The organism is Pseudomonas salicis, from assembly GCF_057128705.1.
Window position 1 is genome coordinate 474,361 of record NZ_JBSKHU010000001.1, and the last position, 18,573, is coordinate 492,933.

The following is an 18,573-nucleotide window of genomic DNA, read 5'->3' on the forward strand; positions in this document are numbered from 1 at the left end:
TCGCGAAGGTATTGGCTCCCATAGAGGCCCGGCCCAGAAGGGTGCGATCTTCCATCCGCAGGGGCCTCAAACCAGCACATATCTACAAGGCACATCCGCCAACCCGGTCTACGCTCAATCTTCCCAGCACCTTTCCCGGAGATTGCGCCCCATGTCTATCCTGACCCTCAAAGACGGCACCGAGTTTTTCTACAAAGACTGGGGCACCGGTCAGCCTATCGTGTTTTCCCACGGCTGGCCGCTGGATGGCGATGCCTGGGACGCGCAGATGCTGTTCCTCGGCCAGAAAGGCTACCGCGTGATCGCTCACGACCGTCGCGGTCACGGGCGCTCCGGACAGACCTGGGAAGGCAACGACATGGACACCTACGCCGATGACCTGGCGCAGCTGTTCGAAGCGCTGGACCTGAAAGACGTGATCATGATCGGCCACTCCACCGGTGGTGGCGAAGTGGCGCGTTACATCGGACGTCATGGCTCGTCCCGCGTGGCCAAGGCCGTGCTGATCGGCGCGGTGCCGCCGCTGATGCTGAAAACGGCCGCCAATCCGGAAGGCCTGCCCATCGATGTCTTTGATGGCATTCGCGCCGCCTTCACGGCTGACCGCTCGCAGTTCTTCAAAGACCTCGCGGTGCCATTCTTCGGCTTCAATCGCGATGGCGCGAAGACCTCTCAGGGCGCTATCGATTCGTTCTGGTCCATCGGCATGCTCGGCAGCATCAAGGGCGAATATGACTGCATCAAGGCGTTCTCCGAAACCGACTTCACCGAAGACCTGAAAAAGATCGACGTGCCGACCCTGATCCTCCACGGCGACGACGATCAGATCGTGCCGCTGGTAGCTTCGGGCGAGAAGAGCCACACGCTGGTGAAAAGCTCGACGCTGCATTTGGTGAAGGGTGGGTCGCACGGCATGTGTACCGTGCAGGCCGATGAGATCAACGAGATTCTGTTGGGTTTCATCAAGGGCTGAATTATCGATTTTTGAACGGCCCAGTACCCCTGTAGGAGTGAGCCTGCTCGCGATAGCGGTCTTTCAGCCACCCGTTGCGTGACCCGACTTGACGCATCGCGAGCAAGCTCACTCCTACAGTGCTGATCAGGCACAGATTTTGTAGGAGCGCGGCTTGTCCCGCGATCGGCTGCGCAGCAGTCGTAAAGGGGGGACGCAGGGTGGATCAGGCACACCGTGCGCGCGGAGTTTACGACGGGTTCCCCGCCGATCACGGGGCAAGCCACGCTCCAACAGGTCAGCGGCGGGTCATTACCTTATTCTGTGGCCAACCGCCGCCCAACGCGCGGAAGGTCGACACCGCCGCCCTCGCATCATTGGCATGCAACTGCGCCAGTTGATCCCGCGACACCAGCAATTGCCGGTCTTCATCCAGCACTTCCACCAGGCTGATCGCGCCGCCTTTGTAGGCATCCTGCGCGGCGTCCCGTGCGGTCTGGTGCGCGGCGACTTCCTCATTCACTTCCGTGCGCTGTTGTTCCAGTTCCACCAGCGTGACGATGGCGTTCTCGACGTCTTCGGTGGCCTTCAACATCACCTGCCGGTACTCGGCCAGCGCCTCGGCATTGGCGCCTTTGGCTTGTGCGACTTCGGCGTCCACGCGACCGAAATCGAACAGCCGCCAATGCAGGCCCACAATCGCCTGGGGCTGGAACGCTGACGAGGTGAACAGCTGGCCGCTGTGGGCCGTGTCGAACCCCAACAAGCCGGACAGCGAGACCTTCGGGTAATACTCGGAGATCGCCGCGCCAATCCGCGCATTGGACGCCGCCAGTTTGCGTTCGGCGGCAATCACGTCCGGGCGACGACGCAGCAGCTCGGCGGGCCCTTCGGAATCGCTGATGGTCGGCACGCTGTAGGTCTGCGCGCTGTTTTTCATTTCCAGCGCGTAGGTGCCGGGCTGTGCGCCCATCAGCACGTCCAGCCGGTTGAGTTGGGTCGCCAGTTCGGTGCGCAACGGCGGAATTGTCGCCCGTGCCTGCAACACCAGCGCCTTGGCCTGGGCCTGTTCGCGGTTCGTCGCCAGGCCGCTGCCCATGCGGTCGTTGATCAGGTCCAGCAAACCGTTCTGGGTCTTGACCTGATCTTCGGCGACCGCCAGCCGTTGCTGCGCGCCACGAATGCGGAAGTAGGCATCGGCGGCCTCGGACGCGACTGAGATTCGCACGCCCACATGGCTGGCTTCGGCGGCCTGCGCTTCATCCACTGCCGCCTCTTCGCCGCGCTTCAGACCACCCGCCAAGTCGGCTTCCCAACTGGCACCGACGCCGAAGGTTTCCAGCGTCTGGTTGCGGTCGTAACCCGGAAACGCGCTGCCCAACTGACCTTGGGCGCTCTCGGTGGACTGGCGTTGACGAATCGCTTTGGCGTCCAGCGCACCCTGAGGCAAGCGTATCGCACCGGCCTGTTGCGCCACGGCGCGGGCCTGTTCGACACGGGCGAAGGATTTCGCCAGGTCAAGGTTCTGATCCAGCACACGTTGAACGATGCGGGTCAGTTCCGGGTCGTTGAAGCCGGTCCACCACGTGTCCAGCGCCGGGGCCGGGGTGTCGCCAACCCGCTGCTGCAACAGCGTCTGATTCTGGTAGGACGCGGTCAGTGTGTTTTTCGGCTGCTGGTAGTCAGGCCCGACGGTACAGCCTGCGAGGGCGATGACGAGTGCGCTCAGGGCAAAGACGCCCGTGCGTTTGAAACGAGACGCCAGGGTGATCATGGGGCTGTCCTCGAAGCGTGAAACGGAAAGTGGGCGTTGGGTGTTCATGGCGTTCTCAATGAGCATCGGCGGACGGTGCGGCCGGGGGCGCGACCTTGCGCATCAACGGCACCATGGCCACGGCGACGATGAAGCAGACCATGATCGACAGGAAGGCGTCGGCGTAGGTCTGGGTCTGTGCTTCGCGGTAGGTCAGCAGCCACAGTTGGTGCAGCGCGGAATTGCTGGCGTCGGCTGCGTTCTGGCCCAGTGCGGCGAAATTACCGGTCACGGTCGCGAGCCAGGTGTTCATGGCTTCGTTGCTGTAGTTGAGGTGCTCGGCCAGGTGCGTGAAATGCAGATTGGTGCGGTCGTTGAGGATCGTGGCACAGGCCGCGATGCCGATGGCGCCGCCCAGATTGCGCATCAAGTTGAACAGCCCGGACGCCTGTTTCAGCCGCGAAGGGTGCAGGCCGCCGAGGGTCAGGGTCACGGCCGGTGGCACTGCCATCTGTTGCGCGAAACCGCGAATCGCCTGGGGTAACAGCAGTTCATGGCTGCCCCAATCGTGGGTGATCGGCGAGAAATCCCACATCGACAGACCGAACAACGCGAGGCCGAACATCATGATCCAGCGCAGGTCGACGCGGTTGGCGAGAAAGCCGTACACCGGGATGGCCATCAACTGAAAGACGCCCGTCGAGAACACCGCTTCCCCGATTTCGAGCGCGCTGTAACCCCGCACGCGGCCCAGGAACAGCGGCGTCAGGTAAATGGTGGCGAACAAGCCGATGCCGGTGACGAAGGAGAAGAAGCAGCCGAGCGCAAAGTTGCGGTCCTTGAGGGCGCGCAAATCCACCACCGGGTTGTGCACCATCAGGGTACGGCTGATGAAGGCGATGGCCGACAGGCCCGACACCCAGGCGGTGGTGAGGATGGTCTGGTCGCTGAACCAGTTCCAGCGCGGGCCTTCTTCAAGGGTGTATTCCAGGCAGCCGAGGAACAGCGCCAGAAACACCATGCTGATGTAGTCGGCGCCTTTGAGCAGCTTGAGGTCCATCGAGTCGATGTTGACCAGCATCGGCACCGCGACGGCAACAAAAATGCCCGGCACCAGGTTGATGTAGAACAGCCAGTGCCACGACGACACGTCGGTGATCCAACCGCCGATCACCGGTCCCAGCGTCGGTGCCAGAGACGCGATGGCGCCGATGGTGGACGCCGCGATCACCCGCTGCTTGCCGGTGAAAAACATGAACGCCGAGGTGAACACCATCGGAATCATCGAACCGCCCAGGAACCCTTGCAACGCCCGGAAGGCGATCATGCTCTGGATGTTCCAGGCCAGTCCGCAGAGCAGGCTGGTGAGGGTGAAGCCCACCGCCGAGGCGCAAAACAGCCAGCGCGTGGAGAATACTCGGGCGAGCCAGCCGGACAGCGGAATGACCACGATTTCGGCGATCAGGTAGCTGGTCTGGACCCACGCCGTTTCATCTGAACCGGCTGACAAGCCACCGCCGATGTCACGCAGCGAGGCCGAGACGATCTGGATATCCAGCAAGGCAATGAACATCCCCACACACATGCTGGCGAACGCGAGAATCTTGGCCCCGGTGGCCATCGATGCGGCGTCTATCGGACCTTTGGGTTTTGCGGCGGGTGCGCTGGCGGTGGCGGTGCTCATGGGGCTTTTTTCCCGTCAGCGGCGCTGGCGACGTTGGGTTGCGGGGCGTCTTTTTGTCCGTTGACGTTCGTGTCGACTTCGGCGACCACCGACAGACCCGGTCGCAGCTTGCCGAGGTGGCCGTCTTCGCCGTCGAGGTAAACCCGCACCGGCACCCGCTGCACGATTTTGGTGAAGTTGCCGGTGGCGTTCTCCGGCGGCAGCACGCTGAATTGCGAACCGGTCGCCGGGGCGAGGCTATCGAGGTGGCCGTGGAACACTTGGCCCGGCAGCACGTCGGCTTCGATGGTGACGGCCTGGCCGGGGTGCATGTGGGCCAACTGGTCTTCCTTGAAGTTGGCGTCTACCCACAGCCCGGTCGCAGGCACGACCGAGAGCAATTGCGTGCCCGCTGCCGCATAAGCACCGACTCGCGCGCGGCGGTTGCCGATCACGCCGTCCACCGGGGCGCGCAGTTCGGTGTAACCGACGTTGAGCCGCGCCATGTCGCGTTCAGCCTTGGCCTGTTCCAGGGCGGCGCGGGCCTGTTGTTTCTGGGTGGCGATGACGTCCAGCTGGCGTTGCGAGGCCAGCATCGAGGCCTGGGCCTTCGCGCCGTTGGCCTGGGCGGTCTTGTAGGTGGCGTCGGCGCGCTGGAAGCTTTCAATGGACACTGCCGAGCGCCCGGACAGCACCTTGTAGCGTGCCTGATCGTCCTTGGAACGCACGGTTTCGGCATTGGCGGCATCGATCCCGGCCTTCGCCTGGCTGACCACCGCGTGTTGCAGCTGTTCGGTGGCGTCGAGGTTGGCGAGCAGCGCTTCTTCGGCCGCCACGGCGCCCTCGGCCTTGTTCAACGCGGCGACGTAATCGCGGTCGTCGATCTTCACCAGCAAGTCACCTGCGTGGACGATCTGGTTATCGGTCACCTTTAGCTCTGTGATGTAGCCCGGCACTTTCGGCCCGATCACCGTGACATCACCGCCGACGTAGGCATCGTCGGTGGACTCCAGAAAACGGCCGACGGTCCACCAATGCAGGCCATAGAAAACGGCGCCCACCACGACGGCCACCGCGAGCAGCAACAGAATCAGACGTTTGCCCCGAGCGGGTTTTGGCGGTGCGGCCGCAACGGCAGGCTCGGTGACGGTTTGAGGGTTGTTCATCGCGGTTTACCTGTGATTCTGCTGAGGTTGGGAAGAGGGTTTGGGAAGCGTCTTGCGGTAGGCGTCGCGGCGCGGGCGGCCGGTTTCAAGGCGCCACGCGGACAGGCTGTCCGGCGCGCCTTTGTAGCGAAGGCTGTGGTCGTGCATGTTGATACGTTTGCCGGTATTGCCGTCGGTCAGCACCAAATCGACGGGCACGCCCGTGTTCTCGTCGAACAACTCAATGTTCGAGCGCTCGCCGGAGAAGTGTTTGTGTCCCCATTTCATCAAGCTCAGCACCACGGTGCGGAAGTCGCGGCCGCTTTCGGTGAGCACGTAGTCATAACGCAGCGGTTTGTCGGTGTAGGCGTGACGCTCGACCAGCCCGGACTCGATCAGGCCGTTGAGGCGTCGTGTCAGGGTGCTGGGCGCAATACCGAGACTTTTTTCAAATTCGTCGAAGCGGCACAAACCGTAGGACAGGTCGCGCAGGATCAAGATGTTCCACCAGTCCCCGACGTGTTCGAGGCTGAGGGCAATCGGGCAGGGCATGTTCGCAAAGCTTTTCTTCTTCATGGCCATAGCCTCCGGGGCTATCGAGGGCAGTGCGGGAGAAAATTATGGTTATAATCTAGCTAAGTGACTTTCATCATGCAAGTCACTATGGCTATGAAAGTGACAAGCGGCTGGGTGTGGCAGCGTGGAGGAGGGCGTTACACTGCCCGGACCCTAAGAGGAGGCTGGTGATGACAGAAGCGCTTTATCTGCCCGAAACCCTGACCCGTGCTGAAGTGGATGCGCTGGCGGGGGTGTCCGTGATCGATTTCGGCACAAATTGGTGCGGGCACTGCAAGGCAGCCCTGCCGTTGATCGGCGAGGTGTTTGCCGAGTATCCGCAGGTACGCCACGTTAAAGTCGAAGATGGCAGCGGCCGCAGGTTGGGGCGCTCGTTCAAGGTGAAGCTGTGGCCGACACTGGTGTTCATGCGCGACGGGCAGGAAGTCGGGCGACTGGTGAGGCCGACTCGCATGAGTGACATTGAAGAGGCGTTCGAAGGGGCGGTACGGCAGGGCTAACGTAGCGCAAAACTGTAGGAGTGAGCTTGCTCGCGATGGCGATTTTTTATCCTCCGAATGAATGGCAGACCGACTTCGCGAGCAAGCTCACTCCTACAGGAATTAGCGTGAGCCTGAAGTCCATGGCGGGCACTTGGGCAGTTACCGGCGCAAGTACGCCGCGAAGTCGATATCCCCGGCGCTCAGAATCGCTTGTACCCGGTTGTGCACGTTGAGCTTGCGCAGGATCGCAGAGACGTGGGCTTTGACCGTGGTCTCGGCGATGGTGAGGGTGAAGGCGATCTGTTTGTTGGAATCGCCCTTGGTCATGCGCTCCAGCACCTGCAACTGTTTGCGGGTCAGCGCTTCGAGCATTTCAGGCTGGAGCTGCTGGGCGTCGCGAGGGGTGCTGCGGTGGCCAGGTTTCTGGCTGCGGATGATGTCCGGCGGCAGGTAGACATTGCCGTTGAGGATCTGCTCGATGGCGTCGGTCATCTGCTTGCGTGGCGATGATTTGGTAATGAACCCCACGGCGCCATACGTAATGGCTTGCAGCACCACCTGCTTGTCCTGCTCGGCAGAGACGATCACCACCGGGATGGTCGGCGCCTCGTTGCGCAGGTTGATCAGGCCGTTCAGCCCATGCATCCCCGGCATGTTCAGGTCCAGCAGAATCAGGTCCAGGTCTTCATGACCCTGAGTCATCGCCAGTGCGCTGTCCAGGTCTTCGGTTTCCATGACTTCGCTGCCTGGAAAACCGTCGCTGATGACGTTGTGAATCGCCTCGCGAAACAATGGATGGTCGTCGGCAATCAGGATCTTGTACATGGCGTCTTTCCTTTCTTATTGTCTGGCCTGTCGTTGGCCCTGAGCGGCATTACACGTCAGTAGCGCTGCTTTGTGAATGCGACCATCGAGAGCGAAAGCAGTACCAAAGTCGTAGACGGTCTGAACGATTTCGATCCACCCATGCGTCACCGACACGGCTGAACGCCCCGAGACACGCGGATTTCAGGCCGGTATCGCCGCCCGTGGCTGCCTGCCCACACCGTCAGCCCTTGGTCTTATTGCAAACCCCTGCGGATGCTCTAGGCTGGCCCTCAATTCCCGATAAGAACAAGAAACCGCCTGATATGAGCCAGAGCCTCAACATGCTGCGCAAGTTCGTGGCCCCGGAAATCATCTTCGGCGCTGGCAGCCGTCACAGCGTCGGCAATTACGCCAAGACCTTCGGCGCGCGCAAGGTCATGGTGGTCAGCGACCCTGGTGTGATCGCCGCCGGTTGGGTCGCGGACGTCGAAGCCAGCCTGCACGCGCAAGACCTCGACTATTTCATCTACAGCGCCGTGTCGCCCAACCCTCGCGTCGAGGAAGTGATGCTCGGCGCCGACCTCTATCGTGAACACCATTGCGACGTGATCGTGGCGGTGGGCGGCGGCAGCCCGATGGATTGCGGCAAGGCCATCGGCATCGCGGTGGCCCACGGTCGTAACATCCTGGAATTCGAAGGCGTGGACACCATCCGCGTGCCCAGCCCGCCGTTGATCCTGATCCCGACCACCGCAGGCACTTCGGCGGACGTCTCGCAATTCGTGATCATTTCCGACCGCCAGGAACGCATGAAAATCTCCATCGTCAGCAAGGCGGTGGTGCCGGACGTGTCGCTGATCGATCCGGAAACCACGCTGAGCATGGACCCGTTTCTGTCGGCCTGCACCGGTATCGACGCACTGGTGCATGCCATCGAAGCGTTCGTGTCCACCGGCCATGGCCCGCTGACCGACCCCCACGCACTGGAAGCCATGCGGCTGATCAACGGCCATTTGGTGCAGATGATTGCCAACCCCACGGACATTGCCCTGCGCGAGAAAGTCATGCTCGGCAGCATGCAGGCGGGGCTGGCGTTCTCCAACGCGATTCTCGGCGCAGTGCACGCCATGTCCCACAGCCTGGGCGGCTTTCTGGATCTGCCCCATGGCCTGTGCAACGCCGTGTTGATCGAACACGTGGTGGCATTCAATTACAGCTCGGCGCCGGACCGCTTCAAGGTGATCGCCGAAACCCTGGGCATCGATTGCCGAGGCCTGAATCACGCGGCGATCAGCAAGCGATTGGTGGACCATCTGATCTCGCTCAAGCACCAGATGGGCTTTCACGAAACCCTCGGATTGCACGGTGTCAGCACGGCGGATATCCCGTTCCTTTCTCGGCATGCCATGGGCGATCCGTGCATCCTCACCAACCCCCGCACGTCCAGCCAGCGCGACGTCGAAGTGGTCTATGGCGAAGCCCTCTGATACCCAGCAGTCCGCGCTGACAGCGCTGCTCGGGCTGGGCAATCATTCGACGCGCAAGAGCCATTATCCGGAGCTGACCCTGCGTCTCGCCGAGCTGGAAAACGAGCGCAACCGTTATAAATGGCTGTTCGAACACGCGGTCCACGGCATCTTTCAGGCGCGGTTACATGAGGGGCTGCGAGCGGCGAATCCGGCACTGGCGCGCATGCTCGGCTACCGCGATCCTGACGAAGTGCTGCGGGTGCTCGACGATCTGGGGAGCACGCTGTTCGTCGGCGGTCAGACGGAAATGCAGAGCATCGCCCGGGCGCTGCAACGGGACCAGAGCCTGCAAGGTTATGAAACCCGGTTGCGGCGCAAGGACGGCAGCTACGTCGACGTGCTCATGAACCTGTTGCTCAAGCCCGACGAAGACGGCGTGTTCGAGGGTTTTGTGGCCGACATCACCGAGCGCAAGCTGGCGCAAAAGCGTTTGCAGGAACTCAATGACCAGCTTGAATTGCGCGTCACGGCGCGCACCGACGAGCTGCGTGAGGCCCGCGACGCCGCCGAGTCCGCCAACCGCAGCAAGGACAAATACCTCGCGGCGGCCAGCCACGACTTGCTGCAACCGTTGAACGCCGCGAGGCTGCTGATTTCGACCCTGCGCGAGCGTCACTTGCCCGATGCCGAACAGACATTGGTGGAGCGCACCCACCAGGCGCTGGAAGGGGCAGAGGACCTGCTCACCGACTTGCTCGACATTGCCAAGCTCGACCGGGCGTCGATTCAGCCCGACATCGAGCTGTATCGCCTTGAGGAAGTGTTGGCGCCGCTGGTGTCGGAATTTGAGCCCGTGGCAGAGGCGGCGGGTTTGGCCCTGCGTGCCCGTATCGGCCCGTTTGCGGTGCGTACCGACCTGCGGCTGATCACCCGGATTCTGCGCAATTTCCTCAGCAACGCCTGTCGCTACACCGATCACGGCAGCATTTTGCTCGGGGCGCGCAGGCGAGGGGATGCGCTGCGCATCGAGGTGTGGGACACGGGCCGGGGCATTGCCGACGACCGGCTGACGTCGATCTTTCTGGAGTTCAACCAACTGGACGTCGGCCGTGCGGCAGATCGTAAAGGGGTCGGGTTGGGACTGGCCATCGTCGAGCGCATTGGCCGCATTCTGGGCTGTCGGATTCAGGTCCGTTCACGGCCGGGGAAAGGGTCGGTGTTTTCCATCGACGTGCCGTTGTCAGCGGAAGTGCCGGTGCCGATCAACGTCGCTGCCCACCAAGCGCCAGGCACGGGCAACCCGCTGCCGGGACGTCGCCTGCTGGTGCTGGACAACGAGACCAGCATTCTCGACAGCATGGCCGCGTTGTTGGGGCAGTGGGGCTGCGAGGTCTTGACGGCCACCGATCAGGCCGCCTGCTACCGGGTACTGCAGGGGCGCGCGCCGGAGATGATCCTGTTCGATTTTCATCTCGACCACGGGGTGTTGGGCTGTGACGTGGTCGCGGACCTCCGGGCGCATTTCGGCCGGGAAATCCCGTGCGTGATGATCACGGCGGACCGCACCGATGCGTGTCGACGGTCATTGCAGCGGCTGAACGCGCCGCTGCTGAACAAGCCGGTCAAGCCGGGGAAATTGCGGGCTGTGGTGAGTCAGTTGTTGGGGTGAGGGTGTATCCATTGTCAGGCGTCTCACCAGACTTCACGAGCGCGGCAATGCCTCAACCCTGAAAAACAAAAAAGCCCCGAACCTTGTGAGTGCGGGGCTTCGAAAAGACGGCGGGGTACGCTGTCCCTTGTTTCGGTCATCAGGCGTTAGGCTGCCATCCGCCGCCCAGCGCCTTGTAGATGGCGACGATCCCGCGATACAGGTCGATCTCGGCCAGGGCCTGAGAGTCTTCAGCCGCCAGACGCTCGCGCTCGGCATCCAGCAAGACCAGGAAGTCAGCGGTGCCTTCCTTGTACTGAATGCTCGCCAGGTTGGCTGCCGAACGGCTCGCCTCGCTCTGACGCACCAGCGACACCAGTCGCTGCTGACGCTTGTCGTAGTCGCTGAACGCGTTCTCGGTTTCTTCCAGCGCCAGCAACACTTGCTGCTCGTAGTTGGCCAGTGCGCCTTCGGCATCGGCGTTGGCGCCACGAATACGCGCCTTCACACTGCCCAGGTCAAACGCGGCCCAGGTGATGCTCGGGCCAAGGCCCCAGGCTTGGGCGGCACCCGAACCGATCTGCGAACCCCGGCTGGCGGTGAAGCCCAGGAAGCCGCTGAGGCTGACCCGTGGAAACAGGTCGGCGGTCTGCACGCCAATCCGCGCGGTCTGCGCCGCCAGTTGCCGTTCGGCACTGCGCACGTCAGGACGGTTTTCCAGGAGCTTGGTCGGGTCACCGATCGGCAGCGCCTTGGAGATGGCCGGAAGCTTGGCCGGGGCCAGGCTCACGGTCATGGCGTCCGGGCGTTCGCCCAGCAACGTGGCGATGCGGTTGCGTTCACGAACCTGCTCGGCTTGCAGCTGCGGAATGCTGGCTTCTACCGCCGCGAGACGGGCATCGGCACGCACCACGTCGATCTCGTTGCCCACGCCTTCGTCGCGCAATTGCACGGTCACGTTGCGCGAGTCCTGCTGGTTTTTCAGGTTGTCCCGGGCAATGTGTTCGCGCAGTTGTGCGCCACGCAGTTGACCGTACGCGTCCACCAACTCGGCGATCATGGTCACTTGCAGCTGATACAGATTGGCCTCGGCCACCTGTTGATCAGCGTCGCTGGCTTCCAGTTCGCGCTGGATGCGGCCGAACAGGTCGATCTCCCAGGCCATGTCCAGGCCCAGGTCGTAGCGTTCCTGATTGACCCGGTGCTCGGTTTCACCCGGCACCTGAGCGCGGCCGATCTGGCTGCTGGCGCGGCTGGTCACAACCGGCATCGCGTCGTTGCTGATGTCGTCACGGATGGCACGGGCCGCTTTCAGGCGGGCGAAGGCGACGCGCAGTTCACGGTTGCCTTGCAGCGACTGAGCCACCAGCTGGTTCAGTGTCGGGTCTTCGAACTGCTGCCACCAGATGGTCTCGGTGCGGTTGCGGTCGTAGGTGCCCTGTGCCGCCGCCTGAATATTGGCCGCCGCAGTGTCCGGCTTCTTGTAGTCAGGGCCGACGGCACAGGCCGCCAGCGCAAGGACCAACAGGCTCGGCAGGAAGAGTTTTACAGCCTTCATCAATGAGCCTCCGGAGCGATGGTCTGGACGCGTTGGGCCTTGGCAGCCTTGCGCGCCTCTTTGCGTCCCACGTAGTTACGAATCAGCACATAGAACACAGGGGTCAGCAGCAGACCGAAGAAGGTCACGCCGAGCATCCCGGAGAACACCGCCACACCCATGGCATGCCGCATCTCGGCACCGGCACCGCTCGACAGCACCAATGGCACGACACCCATGATGAACGCAAAGGAGGTCATCAGGATCGGACGCAGACGCAGGCGGCAGGCTTCCAGTACGGCCTCCAGCGGGGTCTTGCCTTTCTCCTGTTCGTCTTTGGCGAATTCGACGATGAGGATCGCGTTCTTACAGGCCAGGCCCACCAGTACGATCAGGCCGATCTGGGTGAAGATGTTGTTGTCGCTACCGGCAATGATCACACCGGCGATGGCCGACAGCAGGGTCATCGGCACGATCAGGATGACCGCCAGCGGCAGGCTCCAGCTTTCGTACAGCGCGGCCAGTACCAGGAAGGCGAGCAGTACGCAGAGCGGGAAGACCAGCAGCGCGGTGTTACCCGACAGGATCTGTTGGTAGGTCAGGTCAGTCCACTCGTAGGTCATGCCGTTCGGCAGTTCCTGCTTGAGCAGTTTTTCCATCGCGGCCTGTGCCTGACCCGAGCTGAAGCCTGGGCCGGCGGCACCGTTGATCTCGGCAGTGATGAAGCCGTTGTAGTGCATCACGCGGTCCGGGCCGGAGGTGTTGGTGACGTGCAGCAGGGTCGCCAACGGGATCATCTCGCCCAGATTGTTGCGCACTTTCAGCTGACCGATCTGTTCGGCGTCCTGACGGAATTTCTGCTCAGCCTGAACGTTGACCTGATAGGTACGACCGAAACGGTTGAAGTCGTTGGCATACAGCGAGCCCAGGTACACCTGCAGGGTGTCGAAGATGTCGCTGATGGCCACGCCGTGGGTCTTGGCTTTCTCGCGGTCGATGGCGGCATCGACCTGTGGCACGTTCACGGTGTAGCTGGTGAACAGTGCGGCCAGTTCCGGCACGCTGCGGCTCTTGCCGATGATGTTCATCGTTTCTTTGTAAAGCTCGTCGTAACCAAGGTTGCCACGGTCTTCAATCTGCAGACGGAAACCGCCAATCGTGCCCAGGCCCTGTACCGGCGGCGGTGGGAAGATCGCCATGTAGGCTTCCTGGATCGACGCGTACTTGCCGTTCAACGCCCCGGCGATTGCACCGGCGGATTCACTCGCCAGCGTGCGTTCTTCGAACGGTTTCAGCGTCACAAACACGATGCCGGAGTTTGGGCTGTTGGTGAACCCGTTGATCGACAGACCCGGGAACGCTACGGCACTCTCGACGCCAGGCTGCTTCAGCGCGATGTCGGACATGCGTTTGATCACGTCTTCGGTGCGGTCCAGGCTCGCGGCGTCCGGCAATTGGGCGAAGGCCACCAGGTATTGCTTGTCCTGTTGCGGCACGAAACCGGTCGGGGTGGTCGAGAAGCCCAGCCAGGTCATGACGATCAGACCGGCATACACCACCAGTGCCACGCCGCTGATGCGGATGACTCGGCCGACGGTGCCGACGTAACCGTTACTGGCTTTGACGAAGAAACGGTTGAACGGACGGAACAGCCAGCCACCCAAGAGCTTGTCGAGGAAGCGCGAGAACCCGTCTTTCGGCTCGTCGTGGCCCTTGAGCAATACCGCCGCCAGTGCAGGCGACAGGGTCAGGGAGTTGAAGGCCGAGATCACCGTCGAGATGGCGATGGTCAACGCGAACTGTTTATAGAACTGTCCTGTCAGGCCGGAGATGAAGGCCGCCGGTACGAACACCGCACACAGCACCAGCGCGGTCGCGATGATCGGGCCGGTCACTTCTCGCATGGCGATTTGCGTGGCTTCCATCGGTTTATGGCCGAGTTCGATGTTCCGCTCGACGTTCTCGACCACCACGATGGCGTCGTCCACCACGATACCGATCGCGAGTACGAGGCCGAACAGCGACAGCGCATTGAGGGAGAAGCCGAACAGGTGCATGACCGCGAACGTACCGATCAGCGACACCGGCACAGCGGCCAGCGGGATGATCGAGGCACGCCAGGTCTGCAGGAACAGGATCACCACCAGGACCACGAGGATCAGCGCTTCGAAGAGGGTGTGAACCACCGCTTCGATCGAGCCGCGCACGAAGATCGTCGGGTCATAGACGATGCTGTAGTCCATGCCTTCCGGGAAGCTCTTCTTCAGCAGTTCCATTTCGCCGCGCACTTCGTTGGAAATGTCGATGGCGTTGGAGCCTGGACGCTGGAAGATCGGGATCGCCACGGCCGGCTGGTTGTTCAGCAACGAACGCAGGGCATACTGGCTGGAGCCGAGTTCGACACGGGCGATGTCGCGGACACGGGTGATTTCGCCGTTTTCGCCCGCACGCACGATGATGTTTTCGAACTCTTCCTCGGTCACCAGACGACCTTGGGTGTTGATCGACATCTGGAAGCTGGTCGCGCTCGGGGAGGGCGGTGCACCCAGTTGACCGGCGGCCACCTGACGGTTCTGCTCACGAATGGCGTTGACGACATCGGTCGCGGTGATGTTGCGTGATGCAGTCTTGTTCGGGTCGAGCCAGACACGCAGGGAGTAGTCACCCATACCGAACAGCTGCACGTCACCGACACCGTTCAGACGCGCCAGCTCATCCTTGATGTTCAGCACGGCATAGTTCGACAGGTACAGCATGTCGTAACGCTGATCGGGGGAGGTCAAGTGGACCACCATGGTCAGGTCCGGGGAGGCCTTGTCCACGGTGATACCGATGCGGGTCACTTCTTCCGGCAGTTTCGGCTCGGTCCGCGTGACGCGGTTCTGCACCTGAACCTGCGCGGTGTCGAGGTTGGTCCCCAGCGCGAAGGTGATGGTCAGGGTGAGTTTGCCGTCGGCGGTGGCCTGGGAGGACATGTACAGCATGTTCTCGACACCGGTAATGGCTTGCTCCAGAGGCGCCGCCACGGTTTCGCCGATCACTTTCGGGTTGGCGCCGGGGAAGTTGGCACGCACGACGACGGTCGGTGGCACGACTTCCGGGTATTCACTGATCGGTAGCTGGAACAGCGAGATGGCGCCCGCGATCAGGATCAACAGCGAAAGCACCGCTGCGAAGATCGGTCGCGTGATAAAGAATTTTGAAAAATTCATCGAGTGTGTCCCTTAACCGCGTGGCGTAGCAGCGGCAACTTTGGCATCCAGTTTGGACTGGGGCTTCGGTTGGTTGCTGGCTTCAAGTGCCTGGCGCTGTTGTTGCAGAGCAGCGAGCGTCTCGGCGCTGGCCATCGGGGTGTCTTGCGGATCGATCGGTGAGCCCGGACGCACGCGTTGCAGGCCGCTGACCACGATGCGGTCGTCTTTCTGCAAGCCGCTGCGCACGATCCGCAGGCCTTCGAGTTTCGGACCCAGGTCGACGTTGCGGTAGGTGGCCTTGTTGTCCTTGTCGACAACGAGCACGAACTTCTTGCCAAGGTCAGTACCGACGGCTTCGTCCTTGATCAGCATCGCGGTGTAGGTGCCGCTGCCGACCAGCTTCAGACGGGCATACAGGCCAGGGGTGTATTCGCCCTTGCTGTTGTCGAACACGGCGCGGCCACGGATGGTGCCGGTGCGTGGGTTGACCTGGTTGTCGACGAAGTTCATCTGGCCCTGATGCGGGTTTTCAGCTTCATTGGACAGGCCCATGTACACCGGGCTGGTCGCGCCGCGTTTGCCGTCGCGGGCCAGTTGGTTGTACTTGAGGAACACACGTTCGTCGGCGTCGAAGTAGGCGTACACCTTGTCGGTGGAGACCACGCTGGTGAGGATGCTCTGATCGGCGGTGACGATGTTGCCCGAGGTGATTTCTGCACGGCTGACACGGCCAGTGATCGGCGCGGTCACGCGGGTAAAGCTCAGGTTCAGCTTCGCCAGATCGAGCTGGGCCTGGATGGCCGCCACAGCTGCTTTGGATTCCTGCGCGGTGGTGGTCCGCGAGTCGGCCAGTTCCGCCGAGATCGCGTTGTTGGTGCGCAAACGCTCGCCACGTTGGGCTTCGTTGTTGCTGCGAACCGATGCGGCCTTGGCCTGTTGCAGTTGGGCGTCGAGGCGATGCACTTCAGCTTCGAACGGACGCGGGTCAATCTGGAACAACAGGTCGCCTTTCTTCACCAGCTCACCGTCGGTGAACGCAACGGCATCGATCTGACCCGAAACACGAGGACGAACCTGCACGGTTTCCGGAGCTTCCAGACGCGCCGTGACTTCATCCCATTCGTTGACGGGCTGCTCAAGCACCTTGGCCACGTTGACCTTGGCTGCCGCCGGAGCCTGCGCTGCCGTCTCAGGGCCTTTACCACACGCGCTGAGCACCACCAGTGCCAGCGCGGCAAGGGGATAGCGCAAGGGAGTAAGTGACTGAACCATGGGAAAATCCGCCGATGTTATTGAGATGGGCGGATTCTGTTCTCGGGGGTTCTATTGCACGAATCGAATACGGCGAAGGTAAATATCAGCGGGAATGATATTTCCGGTTACAAAGGCTCTGGGACGGGGGTTGGGACGATAATGGGCGTCGTTCTATGGCCACGTTGATCGCAGTCAATCAAGGTCTGCTTGGTAACTCCATTATAGTGTCGCTTATCTCATAATATTCGTCATAAGGTCCAATATAATGGATTTAGAATTGATATGTGGCGCACACCCTCCTATCCTCCTTGCTGAAGCATCTATCACTGCGGAGTCATGATCGTGTCAGATTTCAACTTCAGTAAACCGGACGAGATTGTGAAACAGCTGTGCGAGCGCTTGCGCACCGAACGTCTGGCCCAGCAGATGACACAGAGCGATCTGGCCGGGCGCGCTGGCGTAGGGGTCACCACTGTGTCGAACCTTGAAGCCGGACGCAACGTTGGCATGGAGACCGTTGTCCGGATCGCTGTGGTGCTGGGTCGAAGCAAGGAACTCGAAGCGCTGTTCCTGCCGCGCCTGGAAAGTGTTGATGACATTCGCCGTTATGAACGCAGCACGCGGCGTCAACGAGTGAAGCGGGCACCTACTGATGCTTGAGCAAGTGCATGTTTTCTATGAAGGTTGGGGCGAGCGTTGGCTGTGGGGCACGCTGGTCTCCACGGCGGCGATCAACGGGCGTCCGCAGATCGTTTTCGAATACAGCGCGGAGGCGAAGAAGCGGGGGCTGGAGCTGTCTTCATTCACCCTCCCGCTTAAAGGCGAGACCTTGCGCAAAGGGTTTGCGCCTCATCAGCTAGGCCTGCCGGGCCCGGTCTATGATGCCTTGCCCGATGGCTGGGGCATGCTGCTGATGGATCGGCTGTTCAGGCGCCGCCATCTCAACACCGCCCGGATCGGGCCTCTGGAGCGACTTGCGTACGTAGGGGACAACGCGATGGGCGCGATGACGTTCGAGCCTGTGGCACCCGAAGGGGAGGAGGCCCGGCAACACGTCTCGCTTGACGCGCTGGCGGCTGAAGTCCGGCACGTACTCAATGGCGACGGTGGCGAGTTTCTGGCGCAATTGATGCTCGTGGGTGGCTCTCCGCAGGGGGCCAGGCCCAAGGCCCTCGTGTACCGCGACCCGCAGACCGGCCACTTCACAACGGCGGTCAATCCGGCCTTCGAGGCCTGGCTGGTCAAGTTTCCTGCACGGGGCGAGCATCCCGAAGTGTGCGCGATTGAGACGTTGTATGCCGAGTGCCTGCGGATGTGTGGCATCTCGACGCCCGATACCCTGTATTTCGAACTGCCCAACGGGCTCGCGGCTTTCGCCAGTCGGCGCTTTGATCGAAAAAACGGCCTGCGCGTGCCGATGCAGAGCCTTGCGGCATTCACGGGAGCAGATTTCACATCGCCGGGCTCATTGGACTACGTCAACTTCCTTCGGGCGACGCAACTGTGCACCAACGACATGCGCGGGAAAGCGCTCGCATTCGAACGTGCCGTCTTCAATGTGGTGTTCAACAACCGGGACGATCACCCGAAGAATTTCGCGTACGTGATGTCATCAACCGGCGCCTGGACCCTGGCGCCCGCTTACGACGTTACGTTTTGCGAAGGGCCCGGGGGGTATCACCAGATGGACGTCATGGGCGAGGCATTGGCGATCGACCGTGCGGCCATGCTCGGTCTTGCCAGAGAAGCCGAGCTTGCGGCGGACGTCGCTGCTGCCCTGATTGATCGCGTGTGCGATGTTGGAGCGGGGTTCGAAGCCTTGGCACAGAAGCAATACCCGAACGCCATTACCTTGGCCACCCGGCAGATGGTTCAGCACCGTATCAACGAGAATATCCGGCTGCTTCGGTAAGCGGACAGGCCAGCAAACAGCGTTAAAGACTGTCCGGATCGCCAAAAAACATTTTGACTTGGCTATAGGACGGTGCTTTCAGCTAAAAAAATCAAGTTATGCCCCCATTTTTGCCCCCATTCGCACCGGGTGTTCAAGCGATCGCGAACGGCGATTCCTGATAAAAACCAGTGTGGCTTTG

At 61.8% G+C, this 18,573-nt stretch carries 14 protein-coding genes; 6 read left to right on the plus strand and 8 right to left on the minus strand.

All coding sequences use genetic code 11. The features are described from left to right. Window positions 1–151 precede the first annotated feature (151 nt). Window positions 152–973, plus strand: coding sequence for an alpha/beta fold hydrolase (locus tag ACWKWE_RS02225; protein ID WP_483849475.1), 822 nt, complete (start codon window positions 152–154; stop codon window positions 971–973). A gap of 277 nt (window positions 974–1,250) precedes the next feature. Here the strand turns inward: ACWKWE_RS02225 and ACWKWE_RS02230 are convergent, their stop codons facing one another. From ACWKWE_RS02230 to ACWKWE_RS02245, 4 genes are read right to left on the minus strand one after another with little or no spacing between them, the layout of a single operon-like run. Further along, window positions 1,251–2,774, minus strand: a complete 1,524-nt coding sequence (locus ACWKWE_RS02230) for an efflux transporter outer membrane subunit (RefSeq protein WP_256665368.1) — start codon at window positions 2,772–2,774, stop codon at window positions 1,251–1,253. Window positions 2,775–2,781: 7 nt separating this feature from the next. Then, window positions 2,782–4,389, minus strand: a complete 1,608-nt coding sequence (locus ACWKWE_RS02235; RefSeq protein ID WP_166597783.1) for a DHA2 family efflux MFS transporter permease subunit — start codon at window positions 4,387–4,389, stop codon at window positions 2,782–2,784. Then, window positions 4,386–5,534, minus strand: coding sequence for an HlyD family secretion protein (locus ACWKWE_RS02240; RefSeq protein ID WP_166597784.1), 1,149 nt, complete (start codon window positions 5,532–5,534; stop codon window positions 4,386–4,388). The genes ACWKWE_RS02235 and ACWKWE_RS02240 overlap by 4 nt, the downstream gene beginning before the upstream one ends. A gap of 6 nt (window positions 5,535–5,540) precedes the next feature. After that, window positions 5,541–6,089 carry a winged helix-turn-helix transcriptional regulator gene (locus tag ACWKWE_RS02245; protein WP_166597785.1) on the minus strand — a complete coding sequence of 183 codons (549 nt, stop codon included), beginning with the start codon at window positions 6,087–6,089 and terminating at the stop codon, window positions 5,541–5,543. A gap of 170 nt (window positions 6,090–6,259) precedes the next feature. Between ACWKWE_RS02245 and ACWKWE_RS02250 the strand changes: the two genes are divergently transcribed. Further along, a complete protein-coding gene (locus ACWKWE_RS02250) occupies window positions 6,260–6,589 on the plus strand; it encodes a thioredoxin family protein (RefSeq protein ID WP_166597786.1) in 330 nt (109 codons plus the stop codon). 141 nt (window positions 6,590–6,730) lie between these two features. Here the strand turns inward: ACWKWE_RS02250 and ACWKWE_RS02255 are convergent, their stop codons facing one another. Next, window positions 6,731–7,396 (minus strand): response regulator, encoded by a 666-nt coding sequence (locus tag ACWKWE_RS02255; protein ID WP_483849476.1) that lies wholly within the window; start codon window positions 7,394–7,396, stop codon window positions 6,731–6,733. A gap of 305 nt (window positions 7,397–7,701) precedes the next feature. Here ACWKWE_RS02255 and ercA point away from each other — a divergent pair, with 305 nt between their 5' ends. Both ercA and ACWKWE_RS02265 read left to right on the plus strand, forming a co-directional pair. After that, the gene (ercA, locus tag ACWKWE_RS02260; RefSeq protein WP_166597788.1) at window positions 7,702–8,865 is read left to right on the plus strand and encodes an alcohol dehydrogenase-like regulatory protein ErcA; all 1,164 of its coding nucleotides are present in this window, start codon (window positions 7,702–7,704) and stop codon (window positions 8,863–8,865) included. Continuing rightward, window positions 8,849–10,516: a PAS domain-containing hybrid sensor histidine kinase/response regulator gene (locus tag ACWKWE_RS02265; RefSeq protein WP_483849477.1), complete on the plus strand. Its 1,668-nt coding sequence runs from the start codon at window positions 8,849–8,851 to the stop codon at window positions 10,514–10,516. The genes ercA and ACWKWE_RS02265 overlap by 17 nt, the downstream gene beginning before the upstream one ends. 139 nt (window positions 10,517–10,655) lie before the next feature. On the opposite strand, the gene ACWKWE_RS02270 is transcribed toward ACWKWE_RS02265, so the two are convergent. Genes ACWKWE_RS02270 through mexE form a run of 3 tightly spaced genes read right to left on the minus strand, consistent with a single transcriptional unit; the run spans window position 10,656 to window position 16,498 of the window. Beyond that, window positions 10,656–12,053, minus strand: coding sequence for an efflux transporter outer membrane subunit (locus ACWKWE_RS02270; protein ID WP_166597790.1), 1,398 nt, complete (start codon window positions 12,051–12,053; stop codon window positions 10,656–10,658). Next, window positions 12,053–15,244, minus strand: a complete 3,192-nt coding sequence (locus ACWKWE_RS02275) for an efflux RND transporter permease subunit (protein WP_166597791.1) — start codon at window positions 15,242–15,244, stop codon at window positions 12,053–12,055. The genes ACWKWE_RS02270 and ACWKWE_RS02275 overlap by 1 nt, the downstream gene beginning before the upstream one ends. A 12-nt stretch (window positions 15,245–15,256) precedes the next feature. After that, window positions 15,257–16,498 carry a multidrug efflux RND transporter periplasmic adaptor subunit MexE gene (gene mexE, locus ACWKWE_RS02280; RefSeq protein ID WP_166597792.1) on the minus strand — a complete coding sequence of 414 codons (1,242 nt, stop codon included), beginning with the start codon at window positions 16,496–16,498 and terminating at the stop codon, window positions 15,257–15,259. A 318-nt stretch (window positions 16,499–16,816) separates the two neighbouring features. On the opposite strand from mexE, the gene ACWKWE_RS02285 reads away from it, so the two are divergent. Beyond that, complete coding sequence (locus ACWKWE_RS02285; protein ID WP_483849478.1) at window positions 16,817–17,140, plus strand: helix-turn-helix domain-containing protein; 324 nt, start codon at window positions 16,817–16,819, stop codon at window positions 17,138–17,140. Continuing rightward, entirely contained in the window at window positions 17,133–18,392 is a 1,260-nt protein-coding gene (locus tag ACWKWE_RS02290; protein WP_483849479.1) for a type II toxin-antitoxin system HipA family toxin, read from the plus strand. The genes ACWKWE_RS02285 and ACWKWE_RS02290 overlap by 8 nt, the downstream gene beginning before the upstream one ends. Window positions 18,393–18,573 lie beyond the last annotated feature (181 nt).